Below are 18,274 nucleotides of genomic sequence, written 5' to 3'. Positions count from 1 at the left end.
TCCACCGTGTGGATACCCGGATGCTACTTAACGACCGTTAACGAATCGGAAACCATAACCGAAGCACAAGCTTTCTGTGCGGTTCGCGGGCGCTCGACCGGGGTTCGGGCCGTCTTCGCTGACGGTGTGGGGTATTGGGCCATCGGCCCTCTCGAACGGAGCTAGCGCATTGGTTCGGTTCGAAAATGTCGGTCTGCGCTACGGGCTCGGCCCGGAGATTTTGCGCGACCTCTCGTTCATGATCCCGGCGCACTCGTTCCAGTTCCTCACCGGGCCGTCGGGCGCGGGCAAGACCTCGCTGCTGCGGCTCCTGTTCCTGTCGTTGCGGCCGACCCGCGGGCTGGTCAATCTGTTCGGCAAGGACGTCTCGCTGCTGAGCAAGGATCAGGTCGCCGACCTGCGCAAGCGGATCGGCATCGTGCTGCAGGATTTTCGCCTGCTCGATCACATGACCACCTATGAGAATGTCGCGCTGCCGTTCCGCGTGATGGGCCGCGAGGAATCGAGCTATCGCCGCGAGGTGATCGATCTCTTGAAATGGGTCGGCCTCGGCGAGCGCATGGATGCGCTGCCGCCGATCCTGTCGGGCGGCGAGAAGCAGCGCGCCGCGATCGCGCGCGCGGTGATCTCGCGGCCGCAGCTGCTGTTGGCGGACGAGCCGACCGGCAGCGTCGATCCGACGCTCGGGCGCCGCCTGCTGCGGCTGTTCATCGAACTCAACAAATCCGGCACCGCGGTCATCATCGCGACCCACGACATCACGCTGATGGATCAATACGAGGCGCGGCGGCTGGTGCTGCATCAGGGACGGCTGCACATCTATGAATAGGAGCGGCGACGAGAAAGTGTCGTTGGTCGATCTCGGGCGCGAACGCCCGCAGGTCCCGGCCACCGCGCGCAACATGTCGCCGATCGTGCCGCGCGCCTCGATCTCGGGCCGTGCGCTGGTCGCGGTCGTCGCGATCATGACCTTCCTCGCCTCGCTGACGACCGGCACCGTGCTGCTGGTCAGCGCGTCGGCCGCCGAATGGCAGTCGGAAGTGTCGAGCGAGATCACCATCCAGGTGCGCCCGTCGCCGGGCCGCGACCTCGATCGCGACGCGCAGGCCGCGGTGGAGGCGATGCGGGCGCAGCCCGGCATTCTAGAGGTCCGTCCGTTCAGCAAGGAGGAATCCGCCAAGCTGCTGGAGCCGTGGCTCGGCAGCGGGCTCTCGATCGATGAACTGCCGGTGCCGCGCGTCATCGTGGCGCGGGTGCAGCCCGGCACCACGCTCGATCTTGCCGGCTTACGCGCGCGGGTGACGCAGGCGGCGCCGACCGCAAGCGTCGACGATCACCGCGCCTGGATCGAGCGCATGCGCTCGATGACGGGCGCCACGATGTTCGCCGGCGTCGGCATCCTCATCCTCGTGATCATCGCCACCATCATCTCGGTGTCGTTCGCGACCCGTGGCGCGATGGCCGCCAACCGCCCGATCGTCGAGGTGCTGCATTTCGTCGGCGCCGGCGACAGCTTTATCGCCAACCGCTTCCTGCGGCATTTCCTTCGGCTCGGCCTCGAAGGCGGCCTGATCGGCGGCGGTGCGGCGATGCTGGCGTTCGGCTTCTCCGAGTCGATCGCCAACTGGTTCTCCGGCACGCCGGTGGGCGACCAGTTCGCGGCCCTGCTCGGCACGTTCTCGCTGCGCCCGTCGGGCTATCTGGTGCTGGCGATGCAGGCGGTGCTGATCGCGGCGATCACCGCCTGGGCATCGCGGCGCACCCTGTTTGCCACGCTCGACGACATCGACTGACGGCGCCGCGAAAACTCGAAATCATGGCGCCGCCTCGTGATCGCATTCCGTCGCCCAGGTTTGATTTCGCGCGCATGCACGCGGCCCTGGCGGGCGGGAAAACCGGTTTCCACTTTTCCGGATCATGCTCTAAAATCGCCCGGGGGGAAGGATAACCGCATCACATGAGTTTGCAGTCCGACGATACGTCGCCGAATGGCTTTGCCGCGCGCCCGCGCGGCTGGCTGCGCGCCGCCATCGTCGCGCCGCTGGCGCTTGCCTTCGTCGCCGCGGCGGTCGGCTTTGTCGGCTTCCTCTCGCAATTGCGCGGCGTCGAGACCGATCCGCCGCACAATGCCGACGGCATCGTGGTGCTGACCGGCGGCTCGTCGCGGGTGTCGGATGCGATGGAGCTGCTCGCCGCCGGCTACGGCAAGCGCCTGCTGATCTCGGGCGTGCATCCGACCAACGACGCCCACGACATTTCCCGCACGGTTCCGGACAGTCAGGGGCTGATGCGCTGTTGCGTCGATCTCGACCGCTCGGCGGTCAACACCCGCAGCAATGCGGCGGAGACCCGGCGTTGGGCGCGCGAGCGCGGCTTCAAGTCGCTGATCGTGGTGACCTCGAACTACCACATGCCGCGGGCGCTCGTGGAACTGTCACATGCGATGCCCGACGTCACACTGATCCCGTTCGCGGTGGTCGGCGACAAATGGCGCGACGAGCCGTGGTGGACGAGTGGCGGAACGTTCCGTCTCTTGCTATCGGAATACGCCAAATATGTCGCCGCGGAGATGCGGGTGCGGCTGGCCGATCTCGGCCTCGACCTGACCTCCGATCTCGCCGAGCAGCCGGCAACGCCGCCACGCCGCCCGGCTACGGCGCTGGCGAATTAGTACTGGGACTTAGATGATCTTCCTGCGTTCGCTGATCTTCAACGTGCTGTTCTATCTCGTGCTGGTGGTGCTTTGCATCATCGCACTGCCGGCGCTGCTGTTGCCGCGCGGCGCGCTGATGGCGATCGAGGTCGCGTGGGCCAACACCAGCCTGTTCCTGATGCGCGTGATCTGCAACATCAGGATCGAGTTCCGCGGCGTCGATAAGATTCCGAGCGGGCCGCTGATCGTCGCCTCGAAGCACCAGTCGTTCTGGGAGACGTTCGCGCTGGTGCGCTTCTTCGAGCATCCGCTGTTCATCCTGAAGCGCGAGCTGATGATGATCCCGGTGTTCGGCTGGTATCTCAAGAAGGTCGGCATGATCTCGGTCGAGCGTGGCGGTGGTCCGCGCTCGCTGATCAAGACGCTGAAGCGCGCGGCGGCCGAGGTGAAGCTCGGCCGCCAGCTTGTGATCTTTCCCGAGGGCACCCGCACCGCGCCCGGTGCGGCGCCGAACTACAAGGCCGGCGTCGCGCAGATCTATGCCGAGAGCGGCGTGCCGTGCCTGCCGATCGCGCTCAATTCCGGGCTGTTCTGGCCGCGCCGCACCTTCATGCGTTATCCCGGCACGCTGGTGGTCGAATTTCTCGATCCGCTGCCGCCGGGATTGCCGCGCGATGAGTTCATGACCCGCCTGCGCGAGGCGATCGAAACCGCCACCACCCGCATCGTCGAGGCCGGCCGCGCCGAGCAGGCGAAATTGTTCGGCGGTGTGCCGAGTTCGAAGGGGTAGGCCGCGATGCGGTGAGTTACCGTATCGCGAATGGCGTCGCCATCACTGACCGGCCGCCGCGTCGGTGTTGAAGGTCTCGCCTTGCGGCACCCAGCTCTTGCCGTCGAACGTCGCGATCTGCATCTGCGTGAACGGCGCATAGCGGTCCGGCCGTGTCGAGATGGCGATGCCGGGCAGGAGCAGCGGCGCGACGACCTTGTTGAGGTTGGTCGCCTGCTTCAGCAAATTTTCGCGCGTCAGATCGTCGCCGCACATCTCGATGATCTTCACCGTCATATAGGCCGAGATGTAGCCGGTGACGTTGCTGCCGTCGGCGATGTCGCCTTGCGGGTACCACTTTGCCAGGAACTCCTTGAACTCCTTCACATCGGCTGCGTTCTCCCAGCTCGGATCGGTGGGCGTCTTGAACGCGAGCGCGGTCAACAGTCCCTTCGAGGCTTCGATGCCGGCCGGCTCCATCACGCCCTTGATCGATGAGGAGACGCTGACCACGTAATTCAGCGGTTTCCATCCGAGCTCGTAGACCTTGCGGATCGCTTGCGCGCCGAACTTCGGCGTCGCCATCGTGAACAGCGTGTCGGCGCCGGATGCTTTCAGGGAGACGATCTGCGAGTCGACGGTGGGATCGGAGACCTCGTAGGTCACCTCCTTGACGATCATCGTCTTCGCCTTGTCGCCGAGGCCATCCTTCAGCCCCTTGACGTAATCCTTTCCGGCATCGTCGTTCTGGGAGAACACGCCGAGCTTCGCGTCGGGCTTGTTCTTCAACAGGTATTTGGCGAAGATCATGCCCTCCATCTGGTAGGGCGGATAGAGCTGGGTGGTCCACGGGAAGTTCTTCGGGTCGTCCCATTTTGCCGCGCCCGTCGAAATGAAGATCTGCGGGACCTTCTTCTGGTTCAGGTACTTCTGGATCGCTGAATTGGTCGGCGTGCCAATGGTGCCGATGATGGCCAGCACCTCGTCCTGTTCCACGAGGCGTCGCGTCTGCTCCACGGTCTTCGGCGGCGAATAGGCATCGTCCAGTGAAATCAGCTTGATCTTTCGGCCGTTGACGCCGCCCTTCGCGTTGATCATCGCGTAGTAGGCCTCTTCCATGCGCCCCTGCGTGCCGTAGGCGGACGCCGGGCCGCTGTAGGGCATGGTCTGGCCGATCTTCACCTCGGTGTCGGTGACGCCGGGGCCGTATTTCTTGTCGGCGAGGGCAGGCTGGGCGGCGGCGAGCATGAGCGCGCAGAACACTGCGCGCGAGTAACGAAACGTCATGGCGAATCTCCCCAAGTATCGGCCGCACTCTTCGGTGTGTGCCGTGGGCACTCATGATCGCTGCTCCGCGCTGCACGTCAAGTGCGGCCGCTTGGCACGCGGGTGCCGCCGTACCTCTGTCCGTCGGGGAGAGGTGAACCAAGCGACGTCAGTGCGGAAAGCTCACCGCATCACGAACGGGTTCGCCGGCACGTCCGTCGCGGTCGAGATCCAGACGCTCTTGGTCTCCTGATATTCGCGGACCGCGTCGATGCCGCTTTCGCGGCCGACGCCGGAGTGCTTCATGCCGCCGAACGGCATCATGTAGCTGATGGCCCGGTAGGTGTTCACCCACACGGTGCCGGCGCGCAGTTGCTTCGGCACGCGGATGGCGCGCGCGAGGTCCTTGGTCCAGATGCCGGCCGCAAGGCCGTAGATCGTGTCGTTGGCGATCCGGATGGCGTCCTCCTCGGTGTCGAAGGAGATGATCGACAGCACCGGCCCGAACACCTCCTCGCGCGCGATCCGCATGGTGTTGTCGACGTCGGTGAAGATGGTCGGCTCGACGAACTGGCCACCCCTGATGCCATCGCCAGTGGCCGGCTTGCCGCCGAGCAGGCAGCGCGCGCCTTCGGCCTTGGCGATATCGATATAGTCGAGCACCTTCTTGTATTGCGCCGGCGTCGTGATCGGGCCGACATTGGTGTCGGACTGCATCGGATCGCCGATCTTCGCGGACTTTGCCAGCTCCAGCACGCGCGCGACGAATTTCTCCTTGATCGAGCTTTGCACCAGAAGGCGCGATCCGGCGATGCAGGTCTGCCCCGTGGCGGCGAAGATGCCGGAGATCGCGCCGGCCGCGGCGGCGGTGAGGTCGGCGTCCTCGAACACGATGTTGGGCGATTTGCCGCCGAGCTCGAGCGAGACGCGCTTCAGGCTCTTGGCCGCGGTCTCGTAGACTTTTGCGCCGGTCGTGTCCGATCCGGTGAAGGTGATCTTGGCGACGCCGGGATGGGCGATCAGCGCGGAGCCCGCCTCGGGACCGAAGCCGGTCACCACATTGAAGATGCCGTCGGGAATTCCGGCTTCCTTGGTCAGCGCGGCGAATTCCAGCGTGCTGGCCGAGGTGAAATCCGACGGCTTCACGACCACGGCGCAACCGGCGGCGAGCGCGGCGGCGCATTTCCAGGCCACGAACAGCAGCGGCGAATTCCAGGCGGTCAGCGCCGCGACCACGCCGACCGGCTCATGCGTCGTGTAGGCGAAGGTGTCCGCCTTGTCGATCGGTACCAGGCCGCCCTCGAGCTTGTCGACGAGCCCGCCGAAATACCACCACCACTCCGGATGGTAGCGCAGCTGGCCGAGCATCTCGGCCATCAGCTTGCCGTTGTCGCGTACCTCGATCTCGGCAAGGCGCTCGGCATTGGCCGCGACGAGGTCGCCGAGCTTGCGCATCGCCTTGCCGCGCGCGGACGCCGTCATCTTCGCCCACGGGCCGTTCCACATCGCCTCGTTGGCGGCTTTCACCGCCTTGTCGGCGTCGGCGGCCGTGCCGCGCGGAATCTTCGCCCAGGCCTCGCCGCGATAGGGATCGATGCTGTCGAACCATTCGCCATTGGCGGGGTCGACATACTGGCCGTTGATGTAGAGCTGATAGGTTTTCATGACATCCTCCCGCAAGGCGATGGTTCTGGTTGGCGGAACGCTATCACGCATTGCGCGACGCCGTCATAACGCAGTCGCGTGAGCCGGGTTGCAGCCGGGGCGGGCCGCTATCGGCCATGCGGCGCGGCAAGCTCGGCCGCGATGATCGCGCCGAGCGCCATGTCGCTCTGCTGTCCGAAGCCATGATGCACGATGTTGCCGTCGCGGCCGATCAGGATGCTGGTCGGCGTTCCCTGCATGCCGTAGCGCTGCATGGTGACCGGGATCGGCGTGCCTTCGCCTGCTTCGTCGACGCCGATCGGGAAGGTCAGCCGGTACTCGTGGATGAAGGCTTCCAGCGACACCTCCGTCATCGCCGCGTGGTGCTCGAATACGGTGTGCAGCCCGATCACCTGCAGGTCCGAATGCTTGAACAACTCGAACGCGCGCTGGGTCTGCGGCGTGCCGTGTGCGACGCAGCCGGGGCACAGCATCTGGAACGCGTGCAGCAGCACCGGCCGGCCCCGCAGTGCGGCCAGGGTCAGCGGTTCGCTGGTGTTGAACCAGCGCGACGCGGCGAGTTCAGGTGCGGGAGTCACAGCTGGGTTCCTTGCGTCTGCCACCTCGCGGCAGGGTGGCAAGATCGGCGCGGGTCTGTCAACGACCGGCGAAGCATGACCCGGAAAAGTGCGAAGCGGATTTCCGGACCGCATGTCCTCCTGCCCAAGCCCGCTCGGCATACGTCGTTGCTTTCGTGATCGATGGATCATTCGGACAGGGGCGGCTCACGCAAGGGGCGGCTTCTCTTCGAGACGCTCGATCAACAAGTCAGTGAGGGCTCGTACCTTCCGTGAGGGATGTTGGCCCGGCGGGCGAACGACGTATGCACCTGCCGAAGGTGGTGGATGGCGTGTCATCACCGGAACCAGCGCGCCGGATGCCAAGTATTCATGGATGACGCAATCGGGGAGCCAGGCGACGCCGAGCCCTGCCGCGGCGGCGACGGCGAGGGCTGTGCCGTTGTCGGCCTTGAAGCGCCCCCGCGGATGAACCGTGACGATTTCGTCGCCGTCCATGAGTTGCCAGGTTTCGGTACCCTGCATCAGCGCTTCATGGGCGCTGAGTTCGTCCAGCGTCTCCGGGGCACCGTGCGCCTCGATATAATCCGGGCTCGCGACAAGCTTCCCGTAGATCGGTCCGACGCGTCTCGCGATCAGGTTGGAGTCTGGAAGATAACCAACCCGGATGGCGCAATCAAATCCCTCGGCAATAAGATCGACGAAGCGATCGCTGTAGGCGGTATAGATGTGAAGCTGCGGGTAGCGTCGCGCCATTTCCGCGAGTATGGGGGCGAAGTGGGTGGGTCCGAAAGAAAGCGGCACAGCAATGCGCAAGCGGCCACTTAGGTCTCCGCCAGGCAGGATTGTTTCCTTGGCCGCATCGATTTCGGCGCGGACTCTGGCTGCATGATCTCGAAATGTGTTCCCGGCTTCTGTGAGAGCGGCGCCACGGGTGGTTCTTGCAAGAAGTTGGACGCCTAGTTCCGCCTCAAGCCGGATCAGCCGCCGGCTGACGATCGACTTCGAAACGCCGAGCCGGCGCGCGGCGGCCGAGACGCCACCAGCATCGGCAACTTCGACGAATGCAATCACGTCTTCGATGTCCAACTCAGCGTTCCCCATTTTGCGACACAGCTTGGCACAATAGGGCGCTATCGTATCACAAAGGGGAATGACAAGTGTCCGGGCACGGCGCCGCATGCGGCGCATGTCTCACCACAACAGAGGATGTATTCATGAGCTTTCGTAACGGGCTTGCTTCGCTTCTTCGCCCTGAAGACTCGGTGCTCGTTCTGATCGACCATCAGCCTTACCAGCTTGCGAACGTGAACAGCCACGAACCGCAGATGGTGATCAACAATACGGCGGGCTTGGCGAAGGCCGCCAGGGCCTTCGATGTCCCCACGATCCTGACGAGCGTGGTCGCGGAACGAGGCGGACTGCTCTTCCCCCAGATTACGGATGTGTTTCCCGGCCAGAAGGTGATCGACCGTACGTTCATCAACACCTGGCAGGACCGGAAGGTGGTGGATGCGGTCAAGGCTACCGGCCGCAAGCAGCTTGTCATCGCGGGCCTATGGACCGAGGTGTGTGTCGCGATGCCGGCGATCCAGGCGCTTGGCGAAGGCTGGGACGTGACGGTGGTCACCGATGCGTCGGGCGCCGTGTCGGTCGAGGCGCACGAGGTCGCCATCCAGCGCATGATCGCGGCCGGCGCTAACATGATGACCTGGCTGGCCGTGGCGGCAGAATGGCAGCGCGACTGGGCCCGGACCGAACAGGCCGCCAAACTGACGGAGGTGGTCACGCAGCATGCCGGCGGCAGCGGCATCGCGTTTCTGTGGGAGCAACAGTTGCTCAACACGCCCGTGCCGAGCACCCGAGCCTGATCTCATCGGGAATGACGAGAACCACGCGCGATGCACCGCGAGAGCTGACGTTCGTCGAACCTCGTCATTCCCCTCCCTATGAGAGTCGTCCATGCTACCCCGCACACGCGTTGCGGATTCGTGAGTGCACGGCCTAGTCAGGACGCGCGTGCTGCTGCCCGGCGTGCGCGGCGCGCGGCGCGGCGGCGCTGGGTCCATAGCCGCGCGCGGTCGAGATAGAGATAGACCACCGGCGTCGTGTAGAGCGTCAGGATCTGGCTCAGGATCAGCCCACCGAAGATCGCGATGCCGAGCGGCTGGCGCAGCTCGCTGCCTTCGCCGAGGCCGATCATCAGCGGCACCGCGCCGAACAAGGCGGCGAGGGTCGTCATCATGATCGGCCGGAACCGCATCAGGCAGGCCTCGTAGATCGCATCGCGCGACGACAGCCCGCGCTGGCGCTCGGCATCGAGCGCGAAGTCGATCATCATGATGGCGTTCTTCTTCACGATGCCGACCAACAGGATCACCCCGATCATGCCGATGATGTCGAAATCGGTGTGCGACAGCATCAAGGCGGCCACCGCGCCGACGCCGGCCGAGGGAAGGGTGGAGAGGATGGTCAGCGGGTGGATGTAGCTCTCGTAGAGCATGCCGAGCGAGATGTAGATCGTCGCCAGCGCGGCGAGGATCAGGAACAGCTCGTTCGCCAGAGCCTGCTGGAAGATTTTCGCGGAGCCCGCAAACCCTCCGGAAATGCCCGCGGGCATGCCGAGCGCGTGCATCGCGTTCTCGATCGTGGTGGTCGCCGTGCTCAGCGAGACGCCCGGCGGCAGGTTGAACGAGATGGTGCTGGAGACCAGGAGATCCTGGTGGTTGACCGAGAGCGGCGTCTCGCCGTGCTCGAAGCGCGCAACGCTCGACAGCGGGATCATGGTCTCCGCGCTGGTGGAGACCGCGGTTCCGGTCGATGCGACGCCCTTGCCGGTGGCGCCGATCGAATTGGTGGCCTGGTTGCGCACCACATTGGCGGCGACCGCGCTGACCGAGTTTTTTTGCGAGGACGAGGCCACCGTGCCGGCCACCGCGTTGGTGCCCTGCGTGCCGCTCGCCGAGCCGCCCGAGGTCGAGATGTAGACCTCCTTCAGGGTCTGCGGGTCCTGCGAGAAGCGCGGCGCGACCTCCATGATCACGTGATACTGGTTGCGCGCGACGAAGATGGTCGAGACCTGGCGCTGCCCGAACGCGTCATAGAGCGTGTTGTCGAGCTGGCTGACCGTGATGCCGAGCCGGGAGGCGGCGTCGCGATCGATGATCAGATTGGCCTGCAGCGCCTTGTTCTGCTGGTCGCTGTTGACGTCGGCGAGCGTCGGCTCCTTCTGCAATGCCGCGACGAGCTTTGGCGTCCACTCGTTCAGCTCCTCGAAGGTCGAGCCCTTCAGCGTGTACTGATACGCCGCGTTGCCCGAGCGCCCGCCGGCGCCGAGGTCGCCGATCGATTGCAGGAACAGGGTGGCGCCCGCGACGCTCGCCAACGGTTCGCGCAGCCGCTCGATCACCTTGTCGGCGCGCAGCCGGCGCTCGTCCATCGGCTTCAGCGAGGCGAACACGGTGCCGGTGTTGGTGCCGCCCGGACCCACGCCGCCGCCGCCGGTGAAGCCGACCGCGGTGTCGACCGCCGGATCCGACTTCACGATGTCGATGAACTGGGTCAGCTTCTGCTGCATCAGCTGGAACGAGGTGCTCTGGTCGGCCTGGATCGAGCCGACCAGCAATCCGGTGTCCTGCTGCGGCACGAAGCCCTTGGGCACCACCTTGTAGAGGTGGAAGTTCAAATAGAGCGTCGAGCCGAGGATCAGCATCACCAGGAGCGGATGGCGTAGCGCGAGGCCGAGCGTCGCGCGATAGCCGTTCAGCATCAGCTCGAAGATGCGCTCGCTGATCCGGTAAATCCGGCCATGCGGCCGGCCCTCTTCCTTGCGCAGCAGCACCGCGCACATCATCGGCGTCGTGGTCAGCGAGACCACCAGCGAGATCACGATCGCGATCGTGATGGTCATGGCGAATTCGCGGAACAGGCGGCCGACCAGGCCGCCCATCAAGAGGATCGGCACGAACACCGCGACCAGCGACACGCTCATCGACAGCACGGTGAAGCCGACCTCGCGGGTGCCGACCAGCGTGGCTTCGAGCCGCGACAGTCCGGCGTCCATGTGGCGGGTGATGTTCTCCAGCACCACGATGGCGTCGTCGACCACGAAGCCGGTCGCCACCGTCAGCGCCATCAGCGAGAAGATGTCGAGCGTGTAGCCGAGCAAATACATCACGGCGAAGGTCGCGATCAGCGACACGCCGACCGCCACCACAGGGACCAGCGTCGCCCGCGCATTGCGCAGGAAGGCGAACACCACCAGGATGACCAGCGCCACCGCGATCAACAGCGTGATCTCGACGTCGTGCAGCGAGGCCCGGATCGTCTTCGAGCGGTCCATCGCCAGCGTGATGTCGACCGCGGGCGAGACCGAGGCCTTCAGTTGCGGCATCAGCCCTTTGACGCTGTCGACCATCTTGATGATGTTGGCGCCCGGCTGCCGGTACACGATCATCACGACGGCCGGCTTGCCGTTGGAAAGGCCGAGCGTGCGCACGTTCTCGACGGAATCGATCACGTCGCCGACGTCGGTCAGGCGCACCGCCGCGCCGTTGCGGTAGGCGACGACCAGCGGCCTGTAGTCGGCCGCCTTGCGGGCCTGGTCGTTGGCGTAGATCTGGTAGCGCTGGTTGCCGACGTCGATGCCGCCCTTCGGACTGTGCGCATTGGCGCTCGAGAGCGCGGCGCGGACGTCCTCGAGCCCGATGCCGTATTTGTAGAGCGCCGGCGGGATCAGTTCGACGCGCACCGCCGGCAGCGAGCCGCCGCCGACCGAGACTTCGCCGACGCCCTCGACCTGCGACAGCTTCTGCGCCAGCACGGTCGAGGCGGCGTCATACAGCTCGGCCGGCGTCAGCGTGTCCGAGGTCAAGGTGTAGATCAGGATCGGCGCCGAGGCCGGGTTGAACTTGCGGTAGGTGGGGTTGGCGCGCAGGTTGGTCGGCAGGTCGGCGCGCGCCGCGTTGATCGCCGCCTGCACGTCGCGCGCGGCGCCGTTGATGTCGCGGTCGATGTCGAATTGCAGCGTGATACGGGCGGAGCCGAGCGAAGACACCGACGTCATTTCGGTGACGCTGGCGATCTGGCCGAGATGGCGTTCGAGCGGGCTCGCCACCGTGGAGGCGACGTCGGCAGGGCTGGCGCCTGGCAGCGTCGCCTGCACCATGATGGTCGGGATGTCGACGTCGGGCAACGGCGACACCGGCAGCTTGAAGAACGCAATGATGCCCGCCACCACGAGGCCAAGCGACAGCAGTGTGGTGCCGACCGGCCGTCGGACAAAGGGGGCGGAGAGGTTCATCGAATTTGCGAGCGCTGTTTGCGGATGAGCTTCTATCCGTCCGCGCCGGGATGCAAAAGCCTAAATGTCACAGGGCGGCGCCATACCGCCGCCGTGATTTGCCGGATGCGCTGCAGCCCTACGCATCCCGGACATCTTGCAGCGGATGGCGAGCCGGATGCGCATCGTGCAGCATTGTCGCCAACTGGTGCAGCTGTGTGTCGCGAAAGCCCTGCTTCTCGATCGAGGCCACGGTCGAGAGCACATAGTCGCGGTTGTTGCCGGAGCGGCCATGGCCCTGCAGCACCAGGCGTTGCTGCTCGGCGAGCGACAGCCGCCCGGCATATTGCACATGGCCGCGATCGACCACATAGGCCAGCGCAGAGACGCGCTCGCGCGCCGCATTCTCCAGCCACACCGAGCGCATCACCTCGCGATAGACGTTGGTGGTCTGCTCGCGTCCGCGCAAATGGGCGATGGTGTCGTGGCGCAGGCGGGCGGCGACGCGGAACGCGATGCCGCGGCAGGCGCCGCCGCGGTCGAGCCCGAGCACCAGGCCTGGCTTCTCCGGCGTGCCGCGGTGGTCGAACGAATAGACGCAGAGCGCGCGATGCTCGCCGATCAGCCGCGCCGGCACCTGTTCCAGGAACTCGAAGCCCGGCTTCCACATCAGCGAGCCATAGCCGAACACCCAGAGGTCGCCGTCGGTTTCGGAATGGGGAGGATTTGCTGACATCGCGCTGATGGGCTAGCAGAACGGGCCGTCGAAGCGAAGCAGATTCCGTGATGTTTCCAAGGCTTGCTCAAGGCTTGCTGAAGGCTCGCTCAAGGGTTGCTCGGGGCTTGTTCAAGGCTCGCGACCGCTTAGATTTTGACAAATTCGCCCGCCAAAGGACCTGCATGTCGGATCAGACCTCCGCCCCCCGCCGCCGCTCGCGCTTCGGCCTTTATGCCGTCCCCGTCGCGGTCCTGATTGCCGCGGTCGCGTGGAGCGCCTTCTGGTTCTTCGCCGCCTCGCAGGTCGGCGTGCAGGCCGATGCCTGGCGCGCGCAGGAGGCGAAGGCCGGCCGGGTCTATGATTGCGGCGATCGTTCGGTGGCGGGTTACCCGTTCCGGTTCGAGGTCCGCTGCACCGATCCGAGCGTGATGCTGGTCTCGCAGACCGCCTCGCCGCAAATGGCGTTCGTGGCGCGGCTCGCCGAGATCCTGGTTGTGGCGCAGGTCTACGATCCCAAGCTCGTGATCGCCGAATTCAAGGGCCCGGCCACGATCGCCGAACGCGGCGCGCAGCCGACGCTGTCCGTGAGCTGGAGCAAGGGACGCAGCAGCGTCGTCGGGCTGCCGGCCGTGCCGCAGCGCGCCTCGCTGGTGTTCGACGATCTCGCCATCGACCGCACCGGCGGTGCCACGCCGGCGCCGCTGGCGCGGGTCAATCACATCGAGCTGCACGGCCGGCAGGTCGACGGCTCGGCGCCGGACAGTCCCGCGATCGAGACCGTGCTGCAGATTGCCGGCGGCACCTTGCAGGACGTGCATCCGCTGCTGGCCCAGCCGTTCACCGCCGACATCCATGCGCGGCTCAACGGCCTGAAGGATTTCTCGCCAAAACCCTGGCCGGATCGCTTCCGCGAGATCCAGGCGGCCGGCGGCAGCGTCGAGATCCAGCAGTCGCGGATCGAACAGGGCGATGTGCTGTCGGTCGCCGCCGGCACGCTGCGCCTCAACGCGCAAGGCCGCATCGAGGGCGAATTGCAGATGACGGTCGCCGGCCTCGAACGCGTCATCCCCGCGCTCGGCATCGACAAGATGCTGGAGGAAGGCGTGCCGCAGTCGACGCTCGATCGCGTCGCGCCGGGCGTGAAGAGCCAGGACCTCAGCAATCTCTTCGGCGCGCTGGATCGCGCCATCCCCGGCCTCGGCAAGGTGATCAAGCAGAACGCCAATGCCGGCATTTCCGCCGGCATCAATTCACTCGGCACCGAGGCCACGCTCGAAGGCAAGAAGGCGCGCAGCTTCCCGCTGCGCTTCGCCGACGGCGCGGTGTTCTTGGGCCCGCTGAAAGTCGCGCAGATCCCGCCGTTGTTCTGAACTACGGCGGATTGCGCTGACGCGAACTCGCCCACGCACTGTCAGGCGTGCTCAAACGGGCCGACCTCGCGGATCACCTTGCAGATCTGCAGGAAGCCGCTGGCATAGAACTCGGCGTGTCCCCGCTTCATGGTTTTGACATGGTCGGGGTGATTGCGCCAGGCTTCGAGCGCCTCCTCCGAAGCAAAGCGAAACAAGGTGAGCTCCTCGCCATCCTCCGCCTTGAATGATTTGACCGACAGGAATCCCGGAAGGCGGCTGACAATGTCGTACATGCGTTCGCCCAGCCGGTTGTATTCGTCGAGTGCGGCGTTCTCCCGTAACTTCAAGTCGCCAACGACAATGACTTCACCGATCATGTTGCAGTCCTCCGTCGATCCAATGTCCGAGGCAGGTTGAAAACCATCGCCCGAATACAATTCGAAATCGCGATCGGTGTTGTTACGCCTCCACCCTGAGCGTTGCTCGCGCGCGTTATCGTCGATCACCGCGGTCTATTCCCGCCGTCGCGATGAGAAAAACGTGACCGGAATAATGCGCCCCGGCGCGAATATCACTCCCCGAATACCGCTCTCTCTCGCCTGAGGAAACAACCTCGTGTGGAGGAGAAGCGATGCGAATTCTCGGGGGAATTCTGCTCGGCAGCATGCTGCTGTCGGCGGGTCCGGCGTTGGCGGAGGACGATGCGTCCGAGCTGCGTGCGCTGAAGGCACGGCTCAAGCAACTCGAGCAGAAAATGGAGACGCAGGCGCGCAAGGAGGAGGCGCTGGCCGCGAGACAGAACGCAATTCAGAACGCGCAGATGACGGCGAAGGCGCCGGTGCCGTTCGATCCCTGCGCATCGGGCAAGCTCTGCTACAAGGGCGTCACCTTCACCTTCGGCGGCTGGGTCGATCTCACCGGCATCTATCGCAGCCGCAACCTCGCCTCCGATTCGGGCTCGGTCTACAATTTCATCCCGTTCCCGCAGAGCAAGAACTACAACACCGGCGAGTCGCGCTTCACCGCGCGCCAGACCCGCTTCTCGGTGCTCGCCGAAGCCAACGCCACGGAGAACGTTCACGTCGCCGGCTATGGCGAGCTCGATTTCGAGGGCGCTGCGCAGACCGCCAATTCGGTCGCGACCAATTCATTCAATCCGCGGCTGCGGCAGGCCAGCATCGAGATCGACCGCAGCGATCTCGGCCTGCATGTCCTCGCCGGCCAATCATGGTCGCTGAACACGCCGAGCAAGGCGGGCATCGATCCGCGAGGCGCCGATACGCCGGGCGTGATCGATTTCGAACTGGTGCCGGGCTTCATCGGCGCGCGTCAACCGGGCGTCCGGGCCTGGCAGGATATCGGGCCGGAGTTCAAGCTCGCGGTCTCGGCGGAGAACCCGCAGACATCCTTTTTCGGCGGCAACAACCCGCTGGTCGGCACGCCGGCGGTCGGCCCGCAGGGCGTGCTCAATCCGAACCTGCTGGTCAATCTCACCGGCCCGGGCGGCAGCTTCTTCAACAGCCTGAACAATGTCAGCCTCAACCACGTTCCTGACATCACCGTGAAGGGCGCGTGGGATCCGCGGCTCGGGCCCTACAAGCTGCATGTCGAGGCGTGGGCGCTCTACCGCGACTTCTATGATCGCTTCAACTTCGCCAATCACGACGTCAACACGGTGAGCTTCGGCGGCCATCTCTCGGCCGAGATCGCGCCGAAGCTGCTCGAGGTGCAGGCTTCCGCCTCCTATGGCGCGCTGGGCCGCTTCACCGCAACGCCATTCCCGGATGCAACCGTGCGCCAGGACGGCTCGATCCAGCCGCTGCCGATCACGGCCTTCCTGGTCGGCTCGGTCTGGCACACGACGCCGTCGCTCGATCTCTACGCCTATGCCGGGCTCGAAAAGACCAAGGCGACCTTCTCCAATGTCGGCACGGTGCCGTTCGGCTACGGCAATCCGCTCTACAACAACCTCGGCTGCAACATCGAGAACTCGCCGGCTGCGACCTGTAACGGCAACACTTCGGAGGTGAGGCAGTACACCGCGGGCTTCTACGACACGATCTTCAAGGGCTCCTACGGCACCATCAAGGCCGGCGCGCAATATTCCTACACCCAGCGCTTCGCCTTCCAGGGTGTCGGCGGCGCGCCCAAGACCGACGATCACATCGTCATGACCCAGATCCGCTACTACCCGTTCTAGTCCTCCGTGTCGCAAGACCCTCATGGTGAGGAGCGCGAAGCGCGTCTCGAACCATGAGGCCCGGTCCATGGCCTGCATCCTTCGAGACGCCCGCAAGCGCGGGCTCCTCAGGATGAGGGGAAGTCGGTAGTGACCATGATGGCTTCGCGCGCGGTGAACATTGATTCCGATGCGGCCAGAACCGATGTCGCTTCTGGAAAGGGAGGTGTCAGATGAGGATCGTGACCAGACCGAAGCAGAGGGCCATGATCGCGCGCGAATTGATGATGGTCAGCCGCGCCGCGCATGTGCTGCAGCGAACCGGGCTGGCGATGGCCGGTGCCATGGCCGGCACTTTCGTCGCCGCCCAGCTTGCCAAGGGCCATGTCGCTGTCTTCGGCACGCTGATCTTCATCGCGACGGCGATCGTGATCGGCGCCGCCGGCTTCTATCTCGGCATCGATATTCCCAAGCCCGCGATGCGCGGCACGGGGCGCATCGACGCCGTCGAGCTCATGAGCGCGGGCGGCATCTTCCTCGCCGCGCTGGCTGCACTGGTGTCGGTCTACGGCATCGTGTTCGACGAGATTCCGCCGCGCGCCTGGGAGTTCGTGATCGGCTCCTGGTGGTTCGGCGGCGGCATCATGCTGGCAACCGCCGGCCTCGTCGGCCGTCAGCGGCCGGCGCAGAAGGCCGCCGCGATGTCGACGGGCCAATCCGGGATCAACGATTGAGGCGGTGAGCACGGTCGCAGACCTGCGGCCCCGCTGCGCCAATCTGTCCCGTAGCTGCGACTGACCGATGCGATACCCTCACCAAGAAATCGGGGAGGGACTTCAATGCCAGCGACATTCAGCCGCCGTCACGTCATCGCTGCCGGAGCTGCCGGTGCCGCGATGCCCTTCCTGTCACGCGGCGCTTCGGCGCAGGCCGCCTGGCCCTCGCGGCAAATCCGCATGATCTGCAGCTATCCGGCCGGCGGGCAGACCGATCTTTTGGCACGCGCCTTCGGCGAATTCATCGCAAGGCAAGTCGGGCAAACCGTCGTCATCGAGAACAAGGCGGGCGCCTCCGGCTCGATCGGCGCCGCCGAGGTGGCGCGCGCCGCGCCTGACGGTCACACCATCCTGTGCTCGATCTCGACCACTTACGTGATGAACCGCGCGATGATGAAGAACCCCGGCTACGACATGGACAAGGATCTGACGCTGGTCAGCGTGATCCCGGGCGCCGGGCTGCTGCTGGTCGCGAGCCCGAAATTGGGGGTCAAGACACTGGCGGAATTCGTCGCCTATGCGCGCAGCAGCGGCAAGGTGAATTTCGGCACTTACAGCGCGGGCTCCGCGCCGCACATGACGATCAACGAGCTCAACAAGCAGTATGGCCTCACCATCGAGCCGATCCACTATCGCGGCGAGGCACCGATGTGGACCGGGCTCGCGGAAGGCACGCTCGATGTCGCGATGGGCAGCTACACCGCCGCGCAAACCGTGCTGCAGAGCAACCGGGGCGTCGTCTTCGGAGTTCACTCGAAGAAGGTCGACGCGATCCCCGAGATCAGGACGCTGCCCGAGCAGGGCGCGACGTCGAAGTTCTTCACCGTGAGCGGCTTCTCGGGCTGGGCGCTGCCGAAGACGACGCCGCAGCCGATCGTCGATCGGCTGTCGGAGATTTGCGTCGCCGCCAATAGCGACCCGAAGGTGAAGGAGGTCCTCGCGACCTTCGTGCTGGAGCCCGCGATCGGCTTCAAGGACAGCAATGCGCTGTATCAGCGCGAATTGCCGGTCTGGATGGAGGCCGCGCAGTCACTCGGCCTGCCGCCGGCCTAACGCGA

At 65.3% G+C, this 18,274-nt stretch carries 16 protein-coding genes; 9 read left to right on the top strand and 7 right to left on the bottom strand.

From position 1 onward, the window contains the following. Positions 1 to 169: 169 nt before the first annotated feature. The 4 genes from ftsE to XI02_RS40675 all read left to right on the top strand — a co-directional run bounded on the left by ftsE (position 170) and on the right by XI02_RS40675 (position 3,443). A complete protein-coding gene (gene ftsE, locus XI02_RS40690; RefSeq protein ID WP_016845305.1) occupies positions 170 to 829 on the top strand; it encodes a cell division ATP-binding protein FtsE in 660 nt (219 codons plus the stop codon). Further along, positions 822 to 1,793 (top strand): ABC transporter permease, encoded by a 972-nt coding sequence (locus XI02_RS40685; protein ID WP_069280203.1) that lies wholly within the window; start codon positions 822 to 824, stop codon positions 1,791 to 1,793. The genes ftsE and XI02_RS40685 overlap by 8 nt, the downstream gene beginning before the upstream one ends. 164 nt (positions 1,794 to 1,957) lie before the next feature. Further along, positions 1,958 to 2,671: a YdcF family protein gene (locus XI02_RS40680; RefSeq protein ID WP_018268951.1), complete on the top strand. Its 714-nt coding sequence runs from the start codon at positions 1,958 to 1,960 to the stop codon at positions 2,669 to 2,671. A 13-nt stretch (positions 2,672 to 2,684) separates the two neighbouring features. After that, positions 2,685 to 3,443 (top strand): 1-acyl-sn-glycerol-3-phosphate acyltransferase, encoded by a 759-nt coding sequence (locus XI02_RS40675; protein WP_069280202.1) that lies wholly within the window; start codon positions 2,685 to 2,687, stop codon positions 3,441 to 3,443. A 42-nt stretch (positions 3,444 to 3,485) separates the two neighbouring features. On the opposite strand, the gene XI02_RS40670 is transcribed toward XI02_RS40675, so the two are convergent. The 4 genes from XI02_RS40670 to XI02_RS40655 all read right to left on the bottom strand — a co-directional run bounded on the left by XI02_RS40670 (position 3,486) and on the right by XI02_RS40655 (position 7,999). After that, positions 3,486 to 4,709, bottom strand: coding sequence for an ABC transporter substrate-binding protein (locus XI02_RS40670; protein ID WP_016845309.1), 1,224 nt, complete (start codon positions 4,707 to 4,709; stop codon positions 3,486 to 3,488). Between the two features lie 162 nt (positions 4,710 to 4,871). Next, positions 4,872 to 6,353 (bottom strand): aldehyde dehydrogenase, encoded by a 1,482-nt coding sequence (locus XI02_RS40665; RefSeq protein ID WP_172646693.1) that lies wholly within the window; start codon positions 6,351 to 6,353, stop codon positions 4,872 to 4,874. 107 nt (positions 6,354 to 6,460) lie between these two features. Then, positions 6,461 to 6,931: a peroxiredoxin gene (locus tag XI02_RS40660; RefSeq protein WP_172646694.1), complete on the bottom strand. Its 471-nt coding sequence runs from the start codon at positions 6,929 to 6,931 to the stop codon at positions 6,461 to 6,463. Between the two features lie 186 nt (positions 6,932 to 7,117). Continuing rightward, entirely contained in the window at positions 7,118 to 7,999 is an 882-nt protein-coding gene (locus XI02_RS40655; protein WP_026191880.1) for a LysR family transcriptional regulator, read from the bottom strand. A gap of 128 nt (positions 8,000 to 8,127) precedes the next feature. On the opposite strand from XI02_RS40655, the gene XI02_RS40650 reads away from it, so the two are divergent. Continuing rightward, positions 8,128 to 8,781 (top strand): hydrolase, encoded by a 654-nt coding sequence (locus tag XI02_RS40650; protein ID WP_026191879.1) that lies wholly within the window; start codon positions 8,128 to 8,130, stop codon positions 8,779 to 8,781. Between the two features lie 137 nt (positions 8,782 to 8,918). Here the strand turns inward: XI02_RS40650 and XI02_RS40645 are convergent, their stop codons facing one another. Beyond that, positions 8,919 to 12,212 (bottom strand): efflux RND transporter permease subunit, encoded by a 3,294-nt coding sequence (locus XI02_RS40645; protein ID WP_172646695.1) that lies wholly within the window; start codon positions 12,210 to 12,212, stop codon positions 8,919 to 8,921. A 118-nt stretch (positions 12,213 to 12,330) separates the two neighbouring features. Beyond that, positions 12,331 to 12,927 (bottom strand): gamma-glutamylcyclotransferase, encoded by a 597-nt coding sequence (locus XI02_RS40640; RefSeq protein WP_172646696.1) that lies wholly within the window; start codon positions 12,925 to 12,927, stop codon positions 12,331 to 12,333. Positions 12,928 to 13,091: 164 nt separating this feature from the next. On the opposite strand from XI02_RS40640, the gene XI02_RS40635 reads away from it, so the two are divergent. Next, positions 13,092 to 14,279 (top strand): DUF2125 domain-containing protein, encoded by a 1,188-nt coding sequence (locus XI02_RS40635; RefSeq protein ID WP_172646697.1) that lies wholly within the window; start codon positions 13,092 to 13,094, stop codon positions 14,277 to 14,279. Between the two features lie 41 nt (positions 14,280 to 14,320). Here the strand turns inward: XI02_RS40635 and XI02_RS40630 are convergent, their stop codons facing one another. Further along, a complete protein-coding gene (locus tag XI02_RS40630; protein ID WP_244980930.1) occupies positions 14,321 to 14,767 on the bottom strand; it encodes an antibiotic biosynthesis monooxygenase in 447 nt (148 codons plus the stop codon). A gap of 125 nt (positions 14,768 to 14,892) precedes the next feature. Here XI02_RS40630 and XI02_RS40625 point away from each other — a divergent pair, with 125 nt between their 5' ends. From XI02_RS40625 to XI02_RS40615, 3 genes are all read left to right on the top strand, one after another. Further along, a complete protein-coding gene (locus XI02_RS40625) occupies positions 14,893 to 16,461 on the top strand; it encodes a hypothetical protein (RefSeq protein ID WP_244980931.1) in 1,569 nt (522 codons plus the stop codon). Between the two features lie 212 nt (positions 16,462 to 16,673). Beyond that, entirely contained in the window at positions 16,674 to 17,174 is a 501-nt protein-coding gene (locus XI02_RS40620) for a hypothetical protein (RefSeq protein WP_172646698.1), read from the top strand. A gap of 105 nt (positions 17,175 to 17,279) precedes the next feature. Continuing rightward, positions 17,280 to 18,269 carry a tripartite tricarboxylate transporter substrate binding protein gene (locus tag XI02_RS40615; protein ID WP_016847608.1) on the top strand — a complete coding sequence of 330 codons (990 nt, stop codon included), beginning with the start codon at positions 17,280 to 17,282 and terminating at the stop codon, positions 18,267 to 18,269. The last annotated feature ends 5 nt before the right edge of the window (positions 18,270 to 18,274 follow it).

Source organism: Bradyrhizobium sp. CCBAU 21365, from assembly GCF_015291305.1.
Lineage (GTDB): Bacteria > Pseudomonadota > Alphaproteobacteria > Rhizobiales > Xanthobacteraceae > Bradyrhizobium > Bradyrhizobium elkanii.
This window is presented reverse-complemented; position numbering and strand designations above follow the sequence as displayed.